This window comes from Nonomuraea sp. NPDC005730 (genome assembly GCF_040630865.1).
Lineage (GTDB): Bacteria > Actinomycetota > Actinomycetes > Streptosporangiales > Streptosporangiaceae > Nonomuraea.
On the sequence record NZ_JBEXYK010000038.1, the window covers coordinates 78,059 to 97,739 of the forward strand.

Here is a 19,681-nt window from a genome sequence, read left to right on the forward strand (position 1 = left end):
GAGGCCGCGATGGCCAGGCTCAGCAGGCCAACGTCAAGGAGGCGCCCCGCCTCCCGACGCGGCGGAGGACGCGGATGAGGGTACGGCGAAGCGGGGGCGTACCGACAACGTGTCCATTACTCACAGTCGCCAGATTAATGCATTTAGTTATCGTCCGATGAGATTATCTGGCTGGTCGGCCCGGCGTGGCGCCCGTACGGGAAACACCGGGGAAACGCCGTGACCGGTTGCATGCCTTTCCTGGACCTGTCCGAGAAGAGGTGGGCATGAGTGGAGCCGGATCCGCGCGGCCGTCGCGGCGGACGACGTCGGGCCTGCTGGGGGCCGTGCCCCTGACGGCCGAGGGCGGAGTGGCCGCCCATGACCGTCATCTCCGTTCGCTGGCCGAGCAGGACAAGTTCTCCGGGACAGGCGGGCGGCCGTACCGTCGACCTCACCTCCCGCCCCGACCGCGCGGCCGCCAACCGCCTCTACGAGCGCCTCGGGTTCCGGGTCAGGAACTCGACGGTCTACCGCTTCGGCTCCGAGCGCTAGCTCGTCCCGCACGCGGTAAGGAGGCGGGCCAGGGTCTGGCCGGGGGTCTCCCCGTCGGTGTGCAGGACGGTCGTGGCCAGGGCGCGGTTGCCCGGGTCGCGCACCCACTCCGCGAGGAAGTCGTGGCCGTCGGCGCTCGTCCAGTCGGTGCTCTTCGTGGCGAGGCTGCGCCGCCGCAGGACCTCGACGGCTCGCCCCTCGTCGGCGCAGGGCAGCACCAGCACCACGTGCTCGACGGGCGCGAGGGCGGCCCGGACGCGCAGGAACGGCTCCGGCCGCGTGTAGTGGCTGTGGCCGGCCCCGAGGGCGAGGATCGTGTCCGGGTGGTCGGCCACCGCGCGTTCCACGGCATGGGCACGGGCCGGTTCCCACTCCCGTTCGGCCGCGACCCGGCCGACGGCCCGGATCCGGGAGCGCAGCCTGTCCATGTCCCAGCCCGTCTCGGCGTAGTAGTCGGCGCCGATCGCGTCGATGTCGACGAAGCTCCGGCCCGTCGCCGCGGCCATGCCCGCACCCAGGGTGCTCTTGCCCGCTGCGGCGGGACCGATGAGGATCATCCACGGCGCTTCACGCATCCGTACATTCTCCTCGGCAACCGGTGAAACCTTGTCGAGGGCACGATGAAACCGGCGTCCCCGACACTGGAGCCATGAGCATCACAGAACTCGGGCACACCGGGGTCGGCCCACCCCCCAGAGCGGCCACCGAGGCGGCCGTACGCGCCGAAGGGCTGGTGAAGACGTTCGGCGCACACCGGGCCGTGGACGGGATCGACCTGGACGTACGCACCGGCGAGATCTTCGGCGTCCTCGGCCCCAACGGCGCCGGCAAGACCACCACCCTCCGGATGCTGGCCACCCTCCTGAAGATCGACGCCGGCCGGGCCGAGATCTTCGGGGTCGACGTGGCCGCCAACCCGCACGTGATCCGCCAGCTCGTCGGCGTCACGGGCCAGTACGCCTCGGTCGACGAGAACCTGACCGCCCGCGAGAACCTCTGGCTGTTCAGCCGCCTCCAGGGCATCGCCAAGCCGCGCGCCCGGCGCATCGCCACCGAGCTGCTGGGCCAGTTCGGCCTGGAGGACGCGGCCGACAAGCCGATCGCGCAGTTCTCCGGCGGCATGCGCAGGCGCCTGGACCTGGCGGTCAGCCTGATCACCCGGCCACCGCTGATCTTCCTGGACGAGCCCACCACCGGCCTCGACCCCCGCACCCGCGGCCAGATGTGGGACGCCATCCGCGACCTGGTCTCCGACGGCTGCACCGTGCTGCTGACCACCCAGTACCTGGACGAGGCCGACCAGCTCGCCGACCGCATCGCCGTCATCGACCACGGCCGCAAGGTCGCCGAGGGCACGCCCGACCAGCTGAAGAGCGCGGTCGGCAACTCGACCCTGCAACTGCTGCTCGCCGAGCCGGACGAGGTGCCCGCCGCCGTGGAGATCGTGCGGCGCGTGCTCGGCTCCGACCCGGTGCTCAGCCCGGAGCAGGGCCGCCTCAACGTCGCGCTCGACCAGGCCGACCTGGCCGCCGAGGTGCTGATCGCCCTGCGTACCGCCGGGGTGTCGATCTCCTCGGTGAGCGTGGCCAAGCCCAGCCTGGACGAGGTGTTCCTGGTCCTGACCGGCCACGGGACGGACGGCGACGCCGCAACCGGCACGGAGGAGAACCGATGAGCACCATGATCGCCCCCACCCGCGAGACCGTACGGGCCGCCGACCGCGTGGAGGCCGCCCGGCGGCGCGTGACCCTGGCGGAGACCGTCGGCCAGACCCTGTCGATGGCCTGGCGGGCGCTGAAGAAGATGCGCCGAAACCCGGAGCAGTTCTTCGACGTGGCGCTGCAACCTCTGCTGTTCACCGCGATGTTTGCCTTCATCTTCGGCGGCGCCATCGCCGGCGACGTGCAGAGCTACCTCCCGCTGATGATCCCCGGCATCCTCGCCCAGACGGTGCTGACGACGTGCATGGCGACGGGCACGCAGCTGCGCGAGGACATGGAGAAGGGCGTCTTCGACCGGTTCAAGTCGTTGCCGATCGCCCGGATCGCGCCGCTCGCCGGCCCGATGGTGGCCGACCTGCTGCGTTACACGATCGCGGCCACGCTCACCTTCGGCATGGGCCTGGTGATGGGCTACCGGCCGGGCGGCGGCGTGGGCGGCGTGCTGGCCGCGATCCTGCTGGCGATCTTCACGGGCTGGTCGCTGGCGTGGATCTTCACCTGGGTCGGCACGATCGCCCGCAGCGCCCAGGCCGTGCAGGGCATCTCGATGATGATCCTGTTCCCGCTGACGTTCCTGTCGAACGCGTTCGTGCCCGTCGAGACCCTGCCGGGGTGGCTGGCCGCGTTCGTCCGGGTCAATCCGGTCTCACACCTGGTCACGGCCACCCGGGACCTCGCCAACAACGCCCTCGTCAGCGGCGAGGTGGCCTGGACCCTCCTGGCGTGCGCGGTCGTCATGGCGATCTTCGCGCCCCTGTCGGTGCGCAGCTACAAGCGGCACATGTGAGCGCCGCCGGTCACGCCCGAAGACCTGCTCGACGTGCCGCCGGGCCTCGTCGAGCACGTCCGGGCCGCGCCGGTCGCCGTACCCGGCCCGGACGGCGGCGAGCAGGCCCGGCGCGGCCCGTTCCGCGTGCGGCTCGATCAGCTCGAAGTGCATGCTCGGCATCGTGCTGTTGTACGCGAACCGTTCGGCCAGCACCAGCAGCCTGATCGCGTCGCGCGTGTCCATGGCCCGCCGCAGCAGCCCCCACGTCCCGAGCGCGAACAACATCGCGCCACACACCGGGAAGTCGAGGACCGGGTTCGTCACGATCAGCAGGTCGTAGCTCTGCGCGGCGGCGAACAGCTCCGCGCCGTACCGGACCTCCCGCGGCCCGGCATGGTGGGCGTACGCCGTCAGCGCGATCGACTCCGCGACGACCGACCAGGACATGGCACCCTCGTACGGCATGCCCTGCGGACGCAGGTCGCGCGCCCGCTCGACCGCCCTGCGGTAGTGCACCAGCGCCGCGGCCGTCTCCCCGCGGGCGAGGGCGATCTCGGCCGCGCACAGCGAGTCGATCGCCGCGCCGCCGAGCGCGGTGTCACCCTCACTGATCCCGTTGATGCCGGCGAGCTCGGCCTCGGCGGCGTCGAGATCGCCGTCGGCCAGCGCCGAGATCAGCAGGACCGAGCGGAGCTGGGCCTCGTCGTCGGCGGCGCCGAGCCGGCGCAGAATCGGCAGGGCGGTCCGCGCGTGGCCGACCGCCCGCCCGCGGTCGCCGAGCTGCATGAGCAGCTGTGCCAGGACGGCGTGCGCGATCGCGCCGATCCACGGGCCCTCACTCTCGCGGAGCAGCGACAGGGTCTGCTCGGCGGCCTCGATCGCCTGCTGCACCTCCCCGACGTTCTCCAGGACGTGGATGCTCGCCTGCGCCGCGGCCAGCGCCACGTCGCGGTCGGCGCTCCGGCGCAGCTCCAGGAGCTTGCGGTGGGCGTCGTCGCGATCCCACGCGAGCGCCACCGCGGTCATGGCCCCCAGACGGGGATCGGTCTCGCCGGTCTCCGGCAGCTCCTGGAGGAGCAGGCGCAGCGGATCGTGGGCGCGGTCGGTCACGGCGATGGTGTTCATCAGCGTGATCAGCAGGGCGACCCGGGTCACCTCGGCGAGCCGCGGTGGCGGCACCCAGCCCTTGATCGCCAGGCCGATCGCCTCCCGGTGGACGAAGATCCGGGTGTGGTCGCCGCGGATCGACCACAGCGAGCCCACACCGGCCAGCAACTGGACCGTCGCGGCCGGGTCGGCCTCGCCGAGTGCCTGCCGGAGCAGGTCGGCGAGGTTGCCCTCCTCCGCGCACAGCGCGTCGACCGACTCGTACTGCGCCGGGCCGAACAGCGTGTAGGCGTGTTCGAGGGCGTACGCCGTCGCCCACTCCCGCTGCGCAGCGCGTGCCGCCGCCTCCTCGCCGGCCTCCTTCAGCCGCATCCGTCCGAACTCCCTGACGGTCTCCAGCATCCGGTAGCGCAGGCCGTACGCCGTCTCGCGGACGCCGAGGATCGACTGCTCGGTGAGCGCGTCCACGATGGCGAGGGCGTCCGGGCCGAGTACGTGCTCGGCCGCGGCCAGCGTGAACCCGTCGCCGAACAGCGCCAACCAGCGCCAGGCCCGCCGTTCGGGCTCGGCCAGCAGGTTCCACGACCAGTCGATCACCGCGAGCAGCGTCTGGTGGCGGTCGGGGGCCGTCCGGTTGCCGCCGCGCAGCAGGGCGAACCGGTCCGCCAGCCGCCGCGCGATCTCCTCGACCGACATCACCCGTACCTTGGCCGCGGCCAGCTCGATCGCGAGCGGCAGCCCGTCGAGGCGGGCGACGACCTCCCCGACCGCCTCCTCGCCGATCCGCACCCCGGGGCGGGCGGCCGTGGCGCGCTGGCGGAACAGCTCCGCCGCGTCCGCGGCGAGCAGCTCGCCGAGGAGGTAGACGCGTTCGGCGGGGATCGACAGCGGGGCGCGCGAGGTGGTCAGCACCCGCAGGTCGCGGGTCGTCACGGTCAGGAACGCCACCAGGTCGGCGACGGCCTCGATCACGTGCTCGCAGTTGTCCAGGATGAGCAGCGCCGGAGCCTGGTCGAGATGCTGGGCGATGCGGGCGCGCACGTCGGCGCGCTGCCCGGCGGTCAGGATCCGGCGCCCGCTGACCGAGTCGCGGACCCCGAGCGCCGACCCCACCTCGCCCACCACGCCCTCCGGCGAGGAGACGCCGACCAGCTCGATGAAGTGGACGACGGGCTGCGCGGCGTTCCGGCCCGCCACATGGGCCAGCCGCGTCTTGCCCAGGCCGCCGGGGCCGACGACGGAGACCACCCGGTTGGTCTGCAACAGGGCGTGGACGGCGCGGATGTCGTCCTCGCGGCCGAGCAGCGAGGAGCCGTCGAACTGGAGTCCGACGCGCACCGGCCGGTCCGCGGCGAGGAGTTCGGCGTACACGCGGGCCAGCTCGGGGCCGGGTTCGGTGCCGAGCCGGGCGATCAGGTCCGAGCGGTGGCGTTCGTAGCGCTCCAGCGCGGCGGCGGCGCCGCGGACGGCGGCCTCGCTGCGCAGCAGGCAGGCCAGCAGCTCCTCGTCCTGCGGCCGTTCGGCCGCGGCCTCCTCCAACAGGGGCAGCGCGGCCTCGTGCGCGCCGCCGCGGCCGGTCGCGATCGCCGCCACCCGCCGGGCCTCGGCCGCCTGCCGCGCCGCGCCGGCGCGCAGGTCGGCCAGGGCGCCCGTGGCGCCGTCGGGCCCACCGGCCACGACCAGGTCCAGGGCCTCCTCGGCACGGCGGCGCGCGAGCGCCGCGTCGTCCTGGCCCAGCGCGGCCCGCGCCTGTTCCACCAGCGTCTCGAGCAGCAGGACGTCGACCTGGCCCGCGGGGAGCCCGAGCCGGTAACCGCGCGGAACGCGCACGACGACGTCGGGACCGGTCGCGGCCCTGGTCCGGGAGACGACCACCTGCAGCGCCTTGGTCGGGTTGGCCGGCGCCCCGTCCGGCCACAACTCCTCGACCAGCCGCTCGTCGCCGACGCCCGCGCGCCCGTGCAGGGCGAGCACGGCCAGCAGGGTGTGCGCGCGGTCGCCCACGACGCGCGCGCCGTGCCAGCGGACGCCGTCGAGGAGGACCAGTGCGGGAGACACATCCTCAGCTTACGGACGATTCACCGGCCCGCGCCGCCTCCCGCGCCCGCTCCCTGATTACGATGAGGCGTGGCTCGGCTGCGGAGCGTCCCCATGGCGGACGGCGAGGTGGAGGTGCTGATCGTCGGCGCCGGGCCGGTCGGGCTCACCGCACGGGCGCTGCTGGAACGCTGGGGCGTGCGGGTCCTGCTGGTCGAACGGCACCGCGAGCCGTCGCCCTTCCCGCGGGCCCGGCTGGTCAACGTACGTTCGATGGAGATCTACCGCGGGCTCGGGCTCGCCGCCGGGATCACCGCCCACGCGTTCGCCCCCGAGTACGGCCGCATCCGATTCCGCGACACCCTGCGGAGCCGCGACTTCGCCACGGCGGCGATGACCGGCATCGATGCGCCGGTGCCCGAGAGCCCGGTGACCGGCGTGGTCACCTCGCAGGACCGCCTGGAACCCGTCCTGCTCGCCGGGGCGACGTCGCCGGCCCGCTTCGGCGTCGAGCTCGCCGGCCTGACCGAGGAGGCGGACGGCGTCGTGGCCGCCCTGCTCGGCGGCCCCCGGCGCGGCGAGCGCACCCGGCTCCGCGCCCGTCACGTCCTCGCCGCCGACGGCGCGAACTCCACCGTCCGGCGTCTGCTGGGCATCGGCGTCACCGGCCCCGGGAGGATGGGCGGATTCACCACCGTCGTGTTCGACGCCGACCTCCGCCGTTGGTGCGCCCACCAGCCCGCCGGGGTCTACTTCACCGCGCACGGCCTGTTCGCGCCGCTGTATCCCGAAGGAGGCTGGGCCTGGTTCGTCCCCACCCCGGACGACGGCACGCACGCCGACTGGCCCGCCCTCCTCTCGCGCGCCCTCGGCGGCGTACCGGCCGAGATCGTACGGATCCAGCACTGGGAGACGAACGCGTTCGTCGCCGAGCGTTTCGGCCACGGCCGGATCCTGCTGGCCGGCGACGCCGCGCACGCGATGCCCATCGTCGGCGGGCTGGGCATGAACACCGGCATCGCCGACGTGCACAACCTGTGCTGGAAGCTGGCGGGCGTCCTGCGGGGGTGGGCCGCTCCTGGCCTGCTGGAGACCTACGAGGAGGAGCGGCGGCCCGTCGCCTGCCGGACGCTGCGCCAGGCGGTGGCCAACACCCAGCTCATGCTCGGCGTGCAGAACCGGCGCCGGGCCCAACTCCAGCCCGGCCGGGCAGCGCCGGACCACGTCGAGCTGCCCTGGTCGGAGCGGTACTTCGCGCAGCTCGGCCTGGTGCTCGGCGTCACGTACCGTTCCGGTGCCGTCCTCGCGGGCGAAGGGCCCGCGCCGGAGCCGCCGGGCGCGGACTACGTGCCGGGCGCGGAGCCGGGCCGCCGGATGCCACACCTCTGGCTCGCCCGCGACCGCTCGACGCTGGACACGTTCGGCGAATGGTTCACCGTGCTCACCCCGAACCCCGCCGCCTGGGCACCGCACGCGACGCCATGGCCGCTGCGCGTCGAGCCCCTTCCCGCGGAACACGCCGCGTTCTGCGGGCTCACCGCGCACGGAGCGTTGCTCGTCCGCCCAGACGGCCACGTCGCCGCCCGCTGGCCCGGCCCGCCCCCGGCCGCCACCACTCTCATCGACGCCCTCACCGCGTTGACCGGCAAGGACGCCGGGACCTGACCAGCCGTGCCGCCGACCGGCCGCTCCCGCGTGTCGTCAGCCGGTCTGCGCCGCATGCCGTCCCTTGCGCCGCTCGCCCAGCCGGACGCCCACGAAGACCAGCACGGCCAGCAGCACCACGGCGATGACCACGTTGGTGCCCATGCCGACATAGGACTCCACCAGCGACCAGTTCTCGCCGAGCACCCAGCCGGCCAGCACGAACACGGTGTTCCAGAGCAGGCTCCCGGCCGTGGTCAGGAGCGTGAAGACGCCCAGCGGCATCCGTTCCACCCCGGCGGGAACGGAGATCAGGCTGCGGAAGATCGGGATCATCCGGCCGAAGAACACCGTCTTGCGCCCGTGCTTGAGGAACCACGCCTCGGTCCTCGCGATGTCGGAGACCTTCAGCAGCGGGAGCCGGGCGGCCAGGGCCAGCGTGCGCTCGCGGCCGAGCACCGCGCCCACCCAGTACAGCGCCAGCGCCCCGATCACCGAGCCGGCGGTGGTCCACAGCAGCACGGCGACCAGGTTCATGGTCCCCTGTGAGGCGGTGAAACCGGCCAGCGGCAGGATCACCTCGCTGGGGAGGGGCGGGAAGAGGTTCTCCAGCGCGATCGCGATCCCCGCTCCCGGCGCGCCCAGCATCTCCATCAGGTCGATCAGCCATTCCGTCATGCGTCAGAGACTAGGAACGATCAGGGTGCGGCCACCATGAGGCAGGTGGCCGTTCGGGGGTGCGGGAAACCACACCCCCGGCGGCCCCGGCGGGACTACGTGCCGGTGCACCAGTTTCCGCTCTTGAACCGCTCCTCGACCTCGACCTCGGGCGCGGAGTCGGTGACCGAGATGTCGAGTTGCGCCGTGGCGGACACCAGGGTGCCGGCCGGCGACTTGGCGGCCTTGGCGTCGACCACCACCTGCCGGTCGCCGAGCAGCGCGTAGGTGTCCCTGTCGAAGATCAGCTCCCAGCGCACCCCGTCCGGGCTCGTGAAGCCCACGCCGACGCCCTTGCGGCCCGCGGCGTCCTGTACCCCCTCGTCGAGGGTGATGCCGGGGAACGCGCTCAGGGCCTGGTACAGCGCGCTGCGCTGCGCGGCCGGCAGGTACGTCTGCCACAGCAGCTGACGTGCGGCGAGGTAGGCGAGGAACGGCGTCAGCTGCTCCGCCTTGGGCTTCCACATGGCGTCGAGGTGGGCACGCATGCCCTCCACGTCGGTCGGCAGGTTCTTGATCGTCGGGTAGTCGTTCTTGAAGTCCTTGCAGTAGACGATGGGCTGGATCCTGGTTCCCATGTCCTTGTAGGCGGACTTCGGGACCGGTTCGCCGGCATAGGCCAGGGGCTCGATGGCCGTCTGCTTGCGCACGCCGTCGGCGTACTGCCCCCGCTGCCGCTCGCCCGCCCGCAGCCAGACGGTGTCCTTGAAGCGCCGGTAGTAGTGCTCCTCGGACTTGTCGTAGGGCATCAGGGAGTGGTCCAAGGTCTGCAGGGTCTTCACCACGATGTACTGGTCGTCGCGCGGCTCGATCTCGTCGACGGCGGCCCTCGCCGCGCGGTGGAGCACTTCGGCGGCCGACAGCAGCTTCATCTCGGGAGGCGGGTTCGAGGCGGGCGGCGCCTGCACCACGACCAGGCCGACGGCCAGCGCCAGCCCTCCGGCGAGGGCGAAGGTGTACGGCCTGCGCCAGGACCACCGTGACCGTCCCGCCCTGAGCAGCCGATCCCTGGCCATGGCCTTGGTGCCGGGGTCGTAGGGGGCCACTTCCGGCCGGACCTCGTTGATCAGGTCGAACTCGTTCATCGGTGGTCCTCCAGGACATTGCGAATCTTGGCCCGGATCCGGGACAGGCGGGAACGGACGGTGCCCACCGGGATGTCGAACGCCTGAGCCGCCTGCTCGTAGGACAGTTCGGCCCAGGTGACCAGGAAGAGCAGCTCACGTTCCGCCGAAGAGAGCCTCGCCAGCGCGTCGGCCAGGCGGGGACCGAGCCGCTGGGCGTCGATCCGGTCGATGCTGCGCTGCTCGAAGGGGTTGTCGTCGGGACCCGGCATCCTGGCCAGGGCCCGCAGCCTGCGCAGCTCGGTACGGCGGTGCTTGGCGATCAGGTTGGCGGCGATGCCGTACAACCAGGGCGCGGCGTCCGGTCTGGACAGGTCGTAGCGGGACCGTTTTCGGAACGCCGTGAGGAACGTCTCCGCCGTCACGTCGTCGGCCGCGGAGGAGTTCTCCTGGCCGAGGCGTCTGGTGGCATATCGGTGGATCTCATCCGCGTACCTGTCGAAGAGGCTCGCGAACCGATCAGGGTCGGCCAGCGACTCCTCGATGAGGGCGGCGTCCGTGATGGCCGCCACTTGGGTGAGTCCTCTCATATGGGGAAATCCTTCCGCAGGGCGCGTTCGCACCCTTCATCACTGACTCACCCGCACCGGCCCTTCGGTTCCATCGATCCCCGTGCGAGTTCGGCGCGTGGGAGTTCAGCGGAATCCGAGCCGCCGAACTCGCCACGCGTACGTGCCCGTGCGTCGCCGCCGTCAGGCGAACCTCGGCGCCGGCATGACCCTCTTCCTCAGCGCCGCGACGCCGACGGCCGCCACCCAGATGGCGGCGATGCCGTTGAACATCGCGACCGCGCCCCAGCCGTTCGAGGCGTAGAACTCCGACGAGTTGAAGCCGAAGAACATCGACGGCACCCCGGCCAGGTGCAGCGCGGCGATGCCGAACGACGACCAGCCGACCCACCGGGAAAGGGCGCCGGTGCGCAGCACCGCGTACCCGAAGGCGACACCGAAGACGACCAGCATCAGGTGGCTCATGGAGCCGTAGAGCAGGTAGGTGGGCACGGTGCGGGTCGGGTCGATCTCCTCGACGGCCTTGATGGCGTTGCTGCCCTCGATCCCCTTGGCGACCATGTCGATGATCGTCCACGCCACGCCGGCGGTGCCGGCGACCGCCCCGAACCATTCGTAGCGGGCGTCGGCCCGCGTGATCAGAGACCGGACGCCGCTCATGAACACCAGGAACAGCGTCAGCGCGCAGAAGTTGAACAGCGTACGGGTGAGGATCAGCCAGTCCGGCATCAGCGCGCCGGTCTCGACACCGCAGGCCGGCGGGTCACATGCAGGAACGACGAAGTAGAGGGGGAGCTCGGCCATCGCGAAGACGGCGCCGAGGATCGCGGCCACGCCGATCCAGCGGCGAGCCGTGGGCGGGAGCTGAATCTGTGTAAGTAATGAAGTGTTCATGGCATGCACAGTAGCAACAACTGTGTAAGCCGTCTACTATTTCCTTCAGATCTTCGAGAGGATGCCGGCCATGACCCCACGCAAGAGCTCCGGGCGCGACCTCACGCCAGACCGCGAGCCCACGCCGGATCCCGGGCACGCCGACGAGGCCGACCTCGATGCGCTGCCGCCGGGCCTGGCCGCCGCCTGGGGCGTCGTCGACACCGGCGGGCGGCGCGGTCCCAAGCCGGCGCACAGCGTCGAGAAGATCATCGCGGTCGCGACGGAACTGGCCGACGAGGAGGGCATCGCGGCCGCCTCCCTGCCGAAGGTGGCCGCCCGGATCGGCGTGACCGCCAACGCGCTGTACCGCTACGTCAGCTCCAAGGAAGAGCTCATCGTGCTCCTGGCCGATCGTGCCTGGGGCGACCCGCCCGAGCTGCCGGACGGCGACTGGCGAGAGGCGGCCGCGCTGTGGTCACGCCGGCTGTTCGAGCGTTTCCTCTCCCGCCCATGGCTGCTGGACGTGCCGACGACCGTCTCCCTGACCCCGCACAACGCGGCCTGGCTGGACGCCCTGATCACCGCGCTCGGGTCGACCGGCATGGAGGCGCAGCTGATGCTGAACTGCGCGTACCTGCTCGACAGCCACGCCCGGTACGGCGCCAACCTGCGCCGCAACACCCCGACACCGGCCGCGTTGCGCCGCGCGAACCCCGACCAGCAACGGGCGGTGCGCGCGGTCCGCGTGTTCCTGGACGGCCAGCTCCGCTCCCGCAACCTGAACGCCGTCGCGGACGCGATCCAGGACCCGATGTTCCTCGCCGACGAACCTCCGCTCGACGGCTTCGAATTCGGCCTCGCCAGAATCCTCGACGGCATCGAGGCGTACGTGCAGCAATAGGAGCTCGGCAACGCGGGGAGCGTCCCTGGTCGCGGCGGCGACGGCGCCTCCGGCCGGCGGGACGAGTACGGCCGTCGTCGCGAGCAACCTGGCACGCTTCGCCGGCCCCCCGCGCGGAATGCGACGGCCGAGCCGGCCGCCTATGGTGCGCGACCTGCGAGCGGTGCAGGCAGGCGTTCTCTACGGGCCTGTTCTCGTCGGCAATTGCGCCTTTGTCGGCAGGTGCTTGGGCGGGCCGGTATATGTTGCATGAATTATCAGCCCTGAGTTTCGACGTCCGGTCCGGAAAGTGTGCTTATGGGATACGTCCCTTTTGTGATTGGCGCTCTGGGATTCGTGGCCACCCTCCAGACCTCGGGTGCCGCGCTCACGAACTCCGCTCACTCCGGACCAGCCCCCGTCACCTGCGAGACGGGAGGAACCGGGCAACTGACAGTGACCTCACCCCCGATGATTCCGGCCGGCACAACGAGTACCCCGCCGTTTCAGGCGCGGCTTGATATAAGTGACGTCGCTGCCGCGCCGAGAGGGTTTCCCGGCGGGAATGTCCAGGGCCTGCCCGCGCAGATCTCTGGCAGAGTGACATTCTCCCTGCAACCTGGCAAACAGCTCGAAGACTATGACAATCGCACGGCTGCGGCGACGGTTGAAATGCCGATCCCCCTCAGCGGGACAGCAGTGGGCGGCCGCGCCGTCCTGACCGGTTCCGGCAACCTGGACGACGCCACATGGAAGCCGGTACCCGGCACATACCAGCTGCACGCGACGAACCTCGCACTCACCATCCCCGGCGCGGGGCCCTGCCACGTGAGCGACATCGAACCGGTCGGCGAGTTCTTCGTACAACCGCCGGCCACAGACGAGAACGAAGTGCCGACGCTGACGCGCCTGGTGGCGGCGATACGCAGCATCATGATCGCGCTTGCTGTCGCAGCGCTCGGCGTCTTCCTGTACACGAACAGACCCAGGAGATTCAGACGCGCCCGAAAACCACACACGCCCGGCCCCCGCGCCCCGCACCCCGGCCAGACCCGCCTGCCGCAACCCGAGCAGGCCCGCGCGCCGCGCAAGCTGCCGGAGCCCGCCGGTTTCGAGTCCCGGCCGCATCTGCGCTTCTTCCGGACATATGCATCGATCGCCGGGGGCTGCCTGCTCACCCTCGGGCTCATCGTGAGCTGTGCGATCGACCGGCGCACCACTCTGGACGATCTGCCCGGCCTCCCCGGCCGGCCGTCCCCGCCCGTGCCGGATCGCGCCTGGCCGAGGGCCGTTCCCTCGCACGCCGGTACCAGGCAGGAGCCGCCCGCATCGCCCTCCACGCCGCCACCTGCCCGTCCCATCCCTCCCGCACTGCCCGACAGGTGACCATGACCGAGGAAACGCATGCCCACCTCCTGCCGGCCTGCCGGCGGCAGCGCCTGGCGCTGCTCGTCCTGGTGTCGCTGCATGTGCTGGTCGCGCTGACCATGCTGATCAACCAGGTCCGTCCGCCGCAGGTCGACGTGGCCCAGGCAGGCATTCCGGAGCTGAAAAAGCTCTCGGACATCCTCAACTCGCTCGTCTACTGGCAGTACCTGCCGGGCTGGGCGCTGCTGGCGGTGCTGTCGGCCGTCGCCTGGGGACATCTGCGGTACGCCAAGGCCCGGCACGTGCCGCCGGACCGCCGCGAGCGGGTCGCACGGCGATACCGCCGGATGCTGGCGATGGCGCTGCTGGCGCTGCCGGCCTTGCGAATCCCGTCCCTCATCGACGTGGCCGTCTGGCCGCGCGCCCACGTGCTGGCCTTTCTCGCATGCCTGCCGACGACCCTGTACGCCTTGTGGCTCGTGCACCACATGCAGCGCTTCCGGCGGGTGCCCGTACTCCTGCTGGCGACCGCCCTGGGATGGGGAGCGGTCGTCGCCGGCGGCTTCGGCCTGACCATGAACGAGTGGTGGAAGTCCTTCTCCACCCTGCATTTCCCGCTCCCGGAGAATCCCCTTGACGTGATGCTCCTGAAGGACACCGGCCTGCCCATGATCTCGGGGTTCTTCGAGGAACTCGGCAAGGGGGCGGGCGTGGCCATCCTCTTCCTGCTCTACCGGCGGCATTTCGACTCCGTCGTGTCCGGCGTCGTCGTCGGCGCCGCGACGGGGCTCGGCTTCAACTTCGGCGAGAGCATCACGTACATGGCCGCCTTCGACGGGGCGAGCGGCGGATTTCACTTCTGGGCTCGGCAGGTGGCCGGGCTCATGGCCGCACACACCGCGTTCACCGCCATCACCGGCGCCGCCTTCGGCATCGCCCGACAACTGCACAGCCGTCCCCAGCAGATCACCACGATCGCCCTCGGCTTCGGTACGGCGGCCGGCGCGCACTTCTGCAACAACGCCATGCTCGACTACATCGGCAAGGAGTCCCACAAGTGGTTCACCGCCAGTGACACACTCAACGTCCTGGTGCTGACGCCCGCCCAGTTGCTGCTGTTCCAGAGTCCTCTGGTCATTCTGTACGTGCTCCTTCTGCGCCACGGACTGCGCAGCGAGGCAGGCGGCCTGCGCGTTGCCCTGACCACCCTGCCGCCCGCCTCCCGCGACGCGATCACCGAGCCCGAAGCGGCAGTGCTGCTCTCACCCGCCCGGCGCTTCCGGCTCAAGGTCGACGCACTACGCGCCGCGAAGACCCCGCGCCACGGCATCGCCGCCTACCGCCGTCTGGCACGCCTGCACGCGGCCCAGCTCGAACTCGCCACGGAACGCTGGCACAGCCTGCGCGGCGAGGCCGACCCGCTCGCACCGGACGAGGCGTCGTCGCGGGCCCGCGTGCAGGCGATCAAGGCCGTTCTTGCCGGAAACAGCACATAGCGCCGACCCCATCCTGTCTCTCCTCCACCGCCAAGCCCCGAAGGACTGCCGATGAACGACCGCACGCAGCGGCTGCTGGCACGATGCCTGCTCACAGCCGGGGGAGCGGTGTGGATCCTGCTGCTCGGCACACCCCCCGCGGCGGCCGACTGCGGCACCATCACGTACGAACAGCGTCAGGACCCCGCTCCGCCCAAGCCCACGAACGAGTGGATCGTAGTGCGCTGCGACCAATCCGTCCCCGCGGTCGCCGCCGCCGTCGTGGGCGCGCTGGGCATGGCCGCCACCGGCCTCTACACCTGGCAGCTGCACAGGGCCGGCGCCGGCGGAGTCGCACCCGCCGGACACGGAGAGGTCGAAGTCGTCGGTCCCGGCGAGGTCAGGGTCGGCGACGTGGACGGCGACGTCGTCGTCCGGGGCGGCACCCTCGTGGGTCACGTGTCCGGCACAGTGGTGATGGTGGAAGGCGCGACCCTCGTCGGCACGGCCGAGAACGTGGTCCAGATCGGCGACCCCAACAGCGTGGTCGGCGACGTCGACGGCAAGCTCGTCCAGGCCCGCTCGGTCCTCGGCAGCATTCTCGCCAAGGGCCGCAAGCTATGGCCACTCGACTGACACAAAATCCGCATGTGCCGTTCGATCACTCACCCTGACGCCAGCTCCTCGAACCCCACCTTCAACCGAGCAGTGCCTACGACGACGTGCAGCTCACTGCCTCGGCCCAACATGGCCGCCCCCTGGGAACCGGCCGACCGTCAGTCATCACCAGCCGGGTGGGACGATCCACCGGCAAGGTTTCTCCTTTGACGCTCCCGGTGACCACCCGACGCCGATGCCCCTCGTACCCGCCGACAAGCGCCACCCGGTCGCGGCGACGACGAGCGCATGAGCGCCACTCACCTGCGTGGGCCAACCGGCAACCGCGCCGGCCGTGTTGGTCGATGAAGGTGTCGTCGATGAGCCAGTGCACGGCAGCGGTGAGGTCCGGCCATCCTTCCCCGGATCGCCAGTGTTGGCCCTGGTAGTCGCGGTCACCCAGGGCTCGCAGTGATTCGAGCACGTCCTTGCGTCGCTCTGGCCACTGCACCGGCTGTTTGCCCGGATGTTCTTCCTCCACGGGCGCCAAGCTACTGGAGGCATGTCCGCATAGCGCGTAGGCGGGACTTGTTCGAGTACCACAGCGCGGTGGACGCCGCTCATGAGACGTGTCGGCCAGTGGCTGTGTTGGTCGTTCTGCCGCTCTAACCATCTGTCGTACGGCGAGAGTGGATCTGCCGCCGCCAGTGGTTGGCTGAGCGGACGATGTCGTGGTTGACGTGTCCGAGGAACTGGCTCACGTCCTGCAGGCGGGCGCCGCCGGGCGTGGTGGCGCCGAGGACCTTGGCTCCCTGCTCGGTTATGTCGGCCAGTTCGGCGTTCACGCGGGCGCTGTCCAGCACTGCCTGATACCAGACCTCCTCGTCGATGACGTAGCGGTCGCGCCGTCGTCGAGGGTCGCGTTCGCGCCGTATCAGTTCCTGCTTTTCGAGGTAGCCGATGGCCTTGGAGATCGAGGCTGGACTGACCCGCAGTTGCTGGACCAGCTCGGCTGAGGTGAGGCTGCCGGTGTCGGTGGCGTACAGACAGGCCAGCACTCTGCTCACCATCGACGGGAGCCCGGCCCTGCCCAGCACGGCGGCGAGGCGCTCCCGGAAATCTTGCACAGCTTCGGCGGCCCGTCCATGCATGGCGGCGGCTGGTGGCGCCGGGGACAGTGTCGGCGGGGCCGATGTACGCCGCCGGGCACGCCGCTTGGTGGCCTGATGGGCCTGGTCTGCCCGGTAGCCGACGGGCCCTCCGTTGCGCATGATCTCGCGGGTGACGGTCGAGGCCGGGCGTTGCAGGCCCCTGGCGATCACGGAGTAGGTGAGTCCTGCGGCCAAGCCGGCGGCGATGTCCCGGCGATCCTGGTAGGTCAGCCTGTCTCCCGGCATACCTGTGGCTCCCTTCGCTGCCGCGGTGTCGCCGCACAGTATGCATTAACTCGAACCTCATTGCAAAGACGCCGATATTGTGCATTAACTGCGACCCCATTGCAAGAAAGTATTGGCTTCTACCTGGAGTTTCATTCAAGGTGAAGAGCTTTCACATTGAATGAATAGCAAACGCGATATAGCGTGTCCGTCATCCGCAAGGCGAGAACTCGCGTACTCGCCCCCTACAAGGAGTTGAGATGACCACCATTGGCCCCAAGCCGTCCCGCTCGCGCACGATCCGGGCGAGCGTCGGTCTGCTCGCCGCCGCCGCGGTTGCGGGCGCTGCCATGGCCGCACCCGCAGCCGCGGCCGGCTCAGGCCCCACCTCCGACCACCCCGGAGTGCAGCAGGCGCTCGATCGGGCTGTGACCGAAACCGGCCTTCCCGGCATCCTCGCGACGGTCCGCGAGGGCGATGACCAGTGGTTCGGTACGGCGGGCGTGGCCGATACCCGAACCGGTCGCAAGCGCCTGCCGCAGGAGCGGTTCCGCATCGGCAGCATCACCAAGACCTTCACCGCCACCGTCGTGCTGCAACTGGCGGCCGAAGGCAAGCTCAGCCTGGACGACACGGTGGAAGAATGGCTGCCCGGCCTGGTGCGCGGCAACGGCAACGACGGCCGCCGCATCACCATCAAGCAGCTGCTCAACATGACCAGCGGCCTGTTCAACCACCTCAACGACAAGCAGATGCTGACCCGCCTCGCCGGCCCTGGCTTCCTCAAACACCGCTATGACCGTTACCAGCCCCAGCAACTGGTGAAGATCGGCACGGCCAACGCACCCGATTTCAAGCCGGGCCAGGGCTGGACCTACACCAACACCGGCTACGTCCTCGCCGCCATGATCGTCGAGAAGGCGACCGGCAAGACCTACGCCGAACAGGTCTCACAGCGGATCATCCGCCCACTCGGCCTGACCGGCACCCACGTACCCGGAGGCGAGGAAGTGCGGATCCGCGGCCCCCACGCCCGGCACTACTCCACGCTGTACTCCCAGGAGCCGAAGCCCACGATCTACGACGTGACCGAGCTGAACCCCTCCGCCGGCTGGGCGGCCGGCAACATCATCTCCACCGCCGCCGACCTCGACCGGTTCTTCACCGCGCTGCTCAAGGGCCGGCTCCTGCCGCAGGCCCAGCAGCGCCAGATGTTCGCCGCCAATCCGGTCCCCGACGGCAAGTGGATACCCAACACCACCTACGGCCTCGGCATGTCGTCGGTGAAACTGTCCTGCGGCACAACGGTCTGGGGCATGGGCGGCGCACTCCAGGGTTCGTGGTCGTACGCGTACGGCACCCGCGACGCCACACGCATGCTCGTCCAGAACGTCAACGGCGACTGGAACAACCCCATCGCCGCCTTCACCGACGTCCTCGAAGCCGAATTCTGCGCCGCCGGACCCTCCTGACATCCCTCCTGGCCAGGGCATGGCAGGCCTCCGCGAACGTCTCTTCTGGCGGCGAAGGTCACGCCTTGGGCCCCAACTGAGGACCCAAGGGATGACTCTCGGGGCTTGATGGCGGCAACTGTCGCTTTCATCGTCCCGCAGACCGGACGATGCATTGGCAACCGCCCAGCCACGTCCCCTAAGCCATACCGGCCACACATTCCGTCATTGACCATGCCCTCGTCGGGATCCAGGCCGACACCGCGTACGGCAACATCCAGATCGGCGACGTCCAACTGCTCGGCGGCCAGGCATGTCGATCATCCCGGGTTCGGCGGAGACTTGCTCACATGGCGCCCGGGCCCTGCGGTCACGGGCTTGATGCGGAGGAGCCGGTCCGCCGGGCTTTGCCTGGGTCGATGGTGTGCGAGGTGATCAGGCTTCCACCTCAACGAACTCGAACGCTCAGCTTCGCGAAATGATCACCTCGAGGCCGGAGATCCCGCCGGAGGCATGATCTGACCATCACCAGCTGCGGCGGACACAGCTCGCCTCTTGAACTCGGCGTTGACCGTTCCGAAAGACGTCGGCTCGGCCGACCTCGCCCCCTGCCACGGCATCCATCCTGCGCCGAGTGCGTCAAGGGCTGTCCAGGTCACCTGGGAGACGTCGCAGCGTCGTACCGACCACCTCCGGGTGCGGCGGTACACCTGCGAGTGCGCCTCGATCGTCTACGAGCTTTGCGCGGCCGGCGGCCTCTGCTTCATCCGACGCCTCGACAAGATCGGGCCTGGGGCAGAGGCGGCCGAAAGCGAATGGATGATCCGCCGTCACGCAGAGGCGCTCTGGAACCAGATCATGGACGGGAATGGGAGGTGGAACACACAGATCGACAACAGCAAGCCGCGGACAAGCTCCAACTCGGCCCGGAGTGGCGAGGCGGCGGCGACTACGTGTTCACCGCGGGACGGGTGAGCCCGTTCATCCCGACACGCTCAGCTCGCTCGTCCCGATCCTGATCAAGCGATACAACCAAGCGAACCCCGGCACGCCGTTGCCACACGCGCGGCTTCACGACCTACGCCACATCCATGCCACGACGCTGCCCTTGGCCGGCGTCCCCGTCCATGTCGTCGCGGCCCGCCTTGGCCACGCTGACCCATCGATACCCTCCGGGTCTACGCCCACGTGATCCGTGCGGCGGAGGCCTCGGCCGCCGAAGTCTTCACCAAGGCAATGGACGAGTAGCGGACGCACCCGTCCGTTGTCAGCATCGATAGCCGATGTGCGAGACCGAAGAGCCCCTGAGACGGCATGCTTGGGTTCTAGGGTTCGTTGCAACACCCCAGTCCAGGGGATGCGATGGACTTCGAGATCCGCAAGGTGCGCAAGGCGCAGGGTGCGAAGAAGCTCCGGGCTGAGCGGCAGGAATACTTTCGGCTCATGGCTCAGGGCTATGGCAACAAGGAAGCCTCACGGCTGGTCGGCGTCAATGA

The 19,681-nt window shown here is 70.3% G+C and carries 16 protein-coding genes and 1 pseudogene; 10 read left to right on the forward strand and 7 right to left on the reverse strand.

Annotated features, from left to right (window positions below):
- Positions 1–360 precede the first annotated feature (360 nt).
- Positions 361–534, forward strand: a complete 174-nt coding sequence (locus ABZ444_RS33165; protein ID WP_358005520.1) for a hypothetical protein — start codon at positions 361–363, stop codon at positions 532–534.
- Here ABZ444_RS33165 and ABZ444_RS33170 read toward each other — a convergent pair.
- Entirely contained in the window at positions 531–1,109 is a 579-nt protein-coding gene (locus tag ABZ444_RS33170) for a hypothetical protein (protein ID WP_358005523.1), read from the reverse strand. The genes ABZ444_RS33165 and ABZ444_RS33170 overlap by 4 nt on opposite strands.
- Before the next feature lie 74 nt (positions 1,110–1,183).
- Here ABZ444_RS33170 and ABZ444_RS33175 point away from each other — a divergent pair, with 74 nt between their 5' ends.
- Positions 1,184–2,209: an ATP-binding cassette domain-containing protein gene (locus ABZ444_RS33175; RefSeq protein WP_358005526.1), complete on the forward strand. Its 1,026-nt coding sequence runs from the start codon at positions 1,184–1,186 to the stop codon at positions 2,207–2,209.
- Complete coding sequence (locus ABZ444_RS33180; protein WP_357983079.1) at positions 2,206–3,042, forward strand: ABC transporter permease; 837 nt, start codon at positions 2,206–2,208, stop codon at positions 3,040–3,042. The genes ABZ444_RS33175 and ABZ444_RS33180 overlap by 4 nt, the downstream gene beginning before the upstream one ends.
- A 1,680-nt stretch (positions 3,043–4,722) precedes the next feature.
- On the opposite strand, the pseudogene ABZ444_RS33185 reads toward ABZ444_RS33180, so the two are convergent.
- Positions 4,723–6,189, reverse strand: a pseudogene (locus tag ABZ444_RS33185) (BTAD domain-containing putative transcriptional regulator); the annotation flags it as partial.
- Between the two features lie 93 nt (positions 6,190–6,282).
- On the opposite strand from ABZ444_RS33185, the gene ABZ444_RS33190 reads away from it, so the two are divergent.
- Positions 6,283–7,833, forward strand: a complete 1,551-nt coding sequence (locus ABZ444_RS33190; protein ID WP_358005529.1) for an FAD-dependent monooxygenase — start codon at positions 6,283–6,285, stop codon at positions 7,831–7,833.
- Between the two features lie 36 nt (positions 7,834–7,869).
- On the opposite strand, the gene ABZ444_RS33195 is transcribed toward ABZ444_RS33190, so the two are convergent.
- From ABZ444_RS33195 to ABZ444_RS33210, 4 genes are all read right to left on the reverse strand, one after another.
- Positions 7,870–8,490 carry a DedA family protein gene (locus tag ABZ444_RS33195; RefSeq protein WP_358005532.1) on the reverse strand — a complete coding sequence of 207 codons (621 nt, stop codon included), beginning with the start codon at positions 8,488–8,490 and terminating at the stop codon, positions 7,870–7,872.
- A 95-nt stretch (positions 8,491–8,585) separates the two neighbouring features.
- Positions 8,586–9,614: a CU044_5270 family protein gene (locus tag ABZ444_RS33200; protein WP_358005535.1), complete on the reverse strand. Its 1,029-nt coding sequence runs from the start codon at positions 9,612–9,614 to the stop codon at positions 8,586–8,588.
- Complete coding sequence (locus ABZ444_RS33205) at positions 9,611–10,183, reverse strand: RNA polymerase sigma factor (protein WP_358005538.1); 573 nt, start codon at positions 10,181–10,183, stop codon at positions 9,611–9,613. The genes ABZ444_RS33200 and ABZ444_RS33205 overlap by 4 nt, the downstream gene beginning before the upstream one ends.
- A gap of 162 nt (positions 10,184–10,345) precedes the next feature.
- A complete protein-coding gene (locus ABZ444_RS33210) occupies positions 10,346–11,056 on the reverse strand; it encodes a hypothetical protein (RefSeq protein WP_358005541.1) in 711 nt (236 codons plus the stop codon).
- A 70-nt stretch (positions 11,057–11,126) separates the two neighbouring features.
- On the opposite strand from ABZ444_RS33210, the gene ABZ444_RS33215 reads away from it, so the two are divergent.
- The 4 genes from ABZ444_RS33215 (at position 11,127) to ABZ444_RS33230 (ending at position 15,397) form a co-directional block, all read left to right on the forward strand.
- Positions 11,127–11,939 (forward strand): TetR/AcrR family transcriptional regulator, encoded by an 813-nt coding sequence (locus ABZ444_RS33215; protein ID WP_358005544.1) that lies wholly within the window; start codon positions 11,127–11,129, stop codon positions 11,937–11,939.
- Between the two features lie 450 nt (positions 11,940–12,389).
- Positions 12,390–13,304, forward strand: coding sequence for a hypothetical protein (locus ABZ444_RS33220; RefSeq protein ID WP_358005547.1), 915 nt, complete (start codon positions 12,390–12,392; stop codon positions 13,302–13,304).
- A gap of 2 nt (positions 13,305–13,306) precedes the next feature.
- On the forward strand, positions 13,307–14,782 hold the full coding sequence (locus ABZ444_RS33225) for a PrsW family glutamic-type intramembrane protease (protein WP_358005550.1): 1,476 nt from the start codon (positions 13,307–13,309) through the stop codon (positions 14,780–14,782).
- 51 nt (positions 14,783–14,833) lie between these two features.
- On the forward strand, positions 14,834–15,397 hold the full coding sequence (locus ABZ444_RS33230) for a hypothetical protein (RefSeq protein WP_358005553.1): 564 nt from the start codon (positions 14,834–14,836) through the stop codon (positions 15,395–15,397).
- A 626-nt stretch (positions 15,398–16,023) separates the two neighbouring features.
- Here ABZ444_RS33230 and ABZ444_RS33235 read toward each other — a convergent pair.
- Positions 16,024–16,755, reverse strand: a complete 732-nt coding sequence (locus ABZ444_RS33235; RefSeq protein WP_358005556.1) for a MarR family transcriptional regulator — start codon at positions 16,753–16,755, stop codon at positions 16,024–16,026.
- Positions 16,756–16,994: 239 nt separating this feature from the next.
- Here ABZ444_RS33235 and ABZ444_RS33240 point away from each other — a divergent pair, with 239 nt between their 5' ends.
- Together ABZ444_RS33240 and ABZ444_RS33245 are read left to right on the forward strand one after the other, a co-directional pair.
- Complete coding sequence (locus tag ABZ444_RS33240) at positions 16,995–18,206, forward strand: serine hydrolase domain-containing protein (RefSeq protein WP_358005559.1); 1,212 nt, start codon at positions 16,995–16,997, stop codon at positions 18,204–18,206.
- A gap of 847 nt (positions 18,207–19,053) precedes the next feature.
- Positions 19,054–19,377 carry a tyrosine-type recombinase/integrase gene (locus ABZ444_RS33245; RefSeq protein WP_358005562.1) on the forward strand — a complete coding sequence of 108 codons (324 nt, stop codon included), beginning with the start codon at positions 19,054–19,056 and terminating at the stop codon, positions 19,375–19,377.
- Positions 19,378–19,681 lie beyond the last annotated feature (304 nt).

Bases quoted from the DNA above. Each gene is read 5' to 3' on its own strand.
- ABZ444_RS33165 (WP_358005520.1), top strand. From the start codon at position 361: ATGACCGTCATCTCCGTTCGCTGGCCGAGCAGGACAAGTTCTCCGGGA.
- ABZ444_RS33170 (WP_358005523.1), bottom strand. From the start codon at position 1,109: ATGCGTGAAGCGCCGTGGATGATCCTCATCGGTCCCGCCGCAGCGGGC.
- ABZ444_RS33175 (WP_358005526.1), top strand. From the start codon at position 1,184: ATGAGCATCACAGAACTCGGGCACACCGGGGTCGGCCCACCCCCCAGA.
- ABZ444_RS33180 (WP_357983079.1), top strand. From the start codon at position 2,206: ATGAGCACCATGATCGCCCCCACCCGCGAGACCGTACGGGCCGCCGAC.
- ABZ444_RS33190 (WP_358005529.1), top strand. From the start codon at position 6,283: ATGGCGGACGGCGAGGTGGAGGTGCTGATCGTCGGCGCCGGGCCGGTC.
- ABZ444_RS33195 (WP_358005532.1), bottom strand. From the start codon at position 8,490: ATGACGGAATGGCTGATCGACCTGATGGAGATGCTGGGCGCGCCGGGA.
- ABZ444_RS33200 (WP_358005535.1), bottom strand. From the start codon at position 9,614: ATGAACGAGTTCGACCTGATCAACGAGGTCCGGCCGGAAGTGGCCCCC.
- ABZ444_RS33205 (WP_358005538.1), bottom strand. From the start codon at position 10,183: ATGAGAGGACTCACCCAAGTGGCGGCCATCACGGACGCCGCCCTCATC.
- ABZ444_RS33210 (WP_358005541.1), bottom strand. From the start codon at position 11,056: ATGAACACTTCATTACTTACACAGATTCAGCTCCCGCCCACGGCTCGC.
- ABZ444_RS33215 (WP_358005544.1), top strand. From the start codon at position 11,127: ATGACCCCACGCAAGAGCTCCGGGCGCGACCTCACGCCAGACCGCGAG.
- ABZ444_RS33220 (WP_358005547.1), top strand. From the start codon at position 12,390: ATGATTCCGGCCGGCACAACGAGTACCCCGCCGTTTCAGGCGCGGCTT.
- ABZ444_RS33225 (WP_358005550.1), top strand. From the start codon at position 13,307: ATGACCGAGGAAACGCATGCCCACCTCCTGCCGGCCTGCCGGCGGCAG.
- ABZ444_RS33230 (WP_358005553.1), top strand. From the start codon at position 14,834: ATGAACGACCGCACGCAGCGGCTGCTGGCACGATGCCTGCTCACAGCC.
- ABZ444_RS33235 (WP_358005556.1), bottom strand. From the start codon at position 16,755: ATGCCGGGAGACAGGCTGACCTACCAGGATCGCCGGGACATCGCCGCC.
- ABZ444_RS33240 (WP_358005559.1), top strand. From the start codon at position 16,995: ATGACCACCATTGGCCCCAAGCCGTCCCGCTCGCGCACGATCCGGGCG.
- ABZ444_RS33245 (WP_358005562.1), top strand. From the start codon at position 19,054: ATGGGAGGTGGAACACACAGATCGACAACAGCAAGCCGCGGACAAGCT.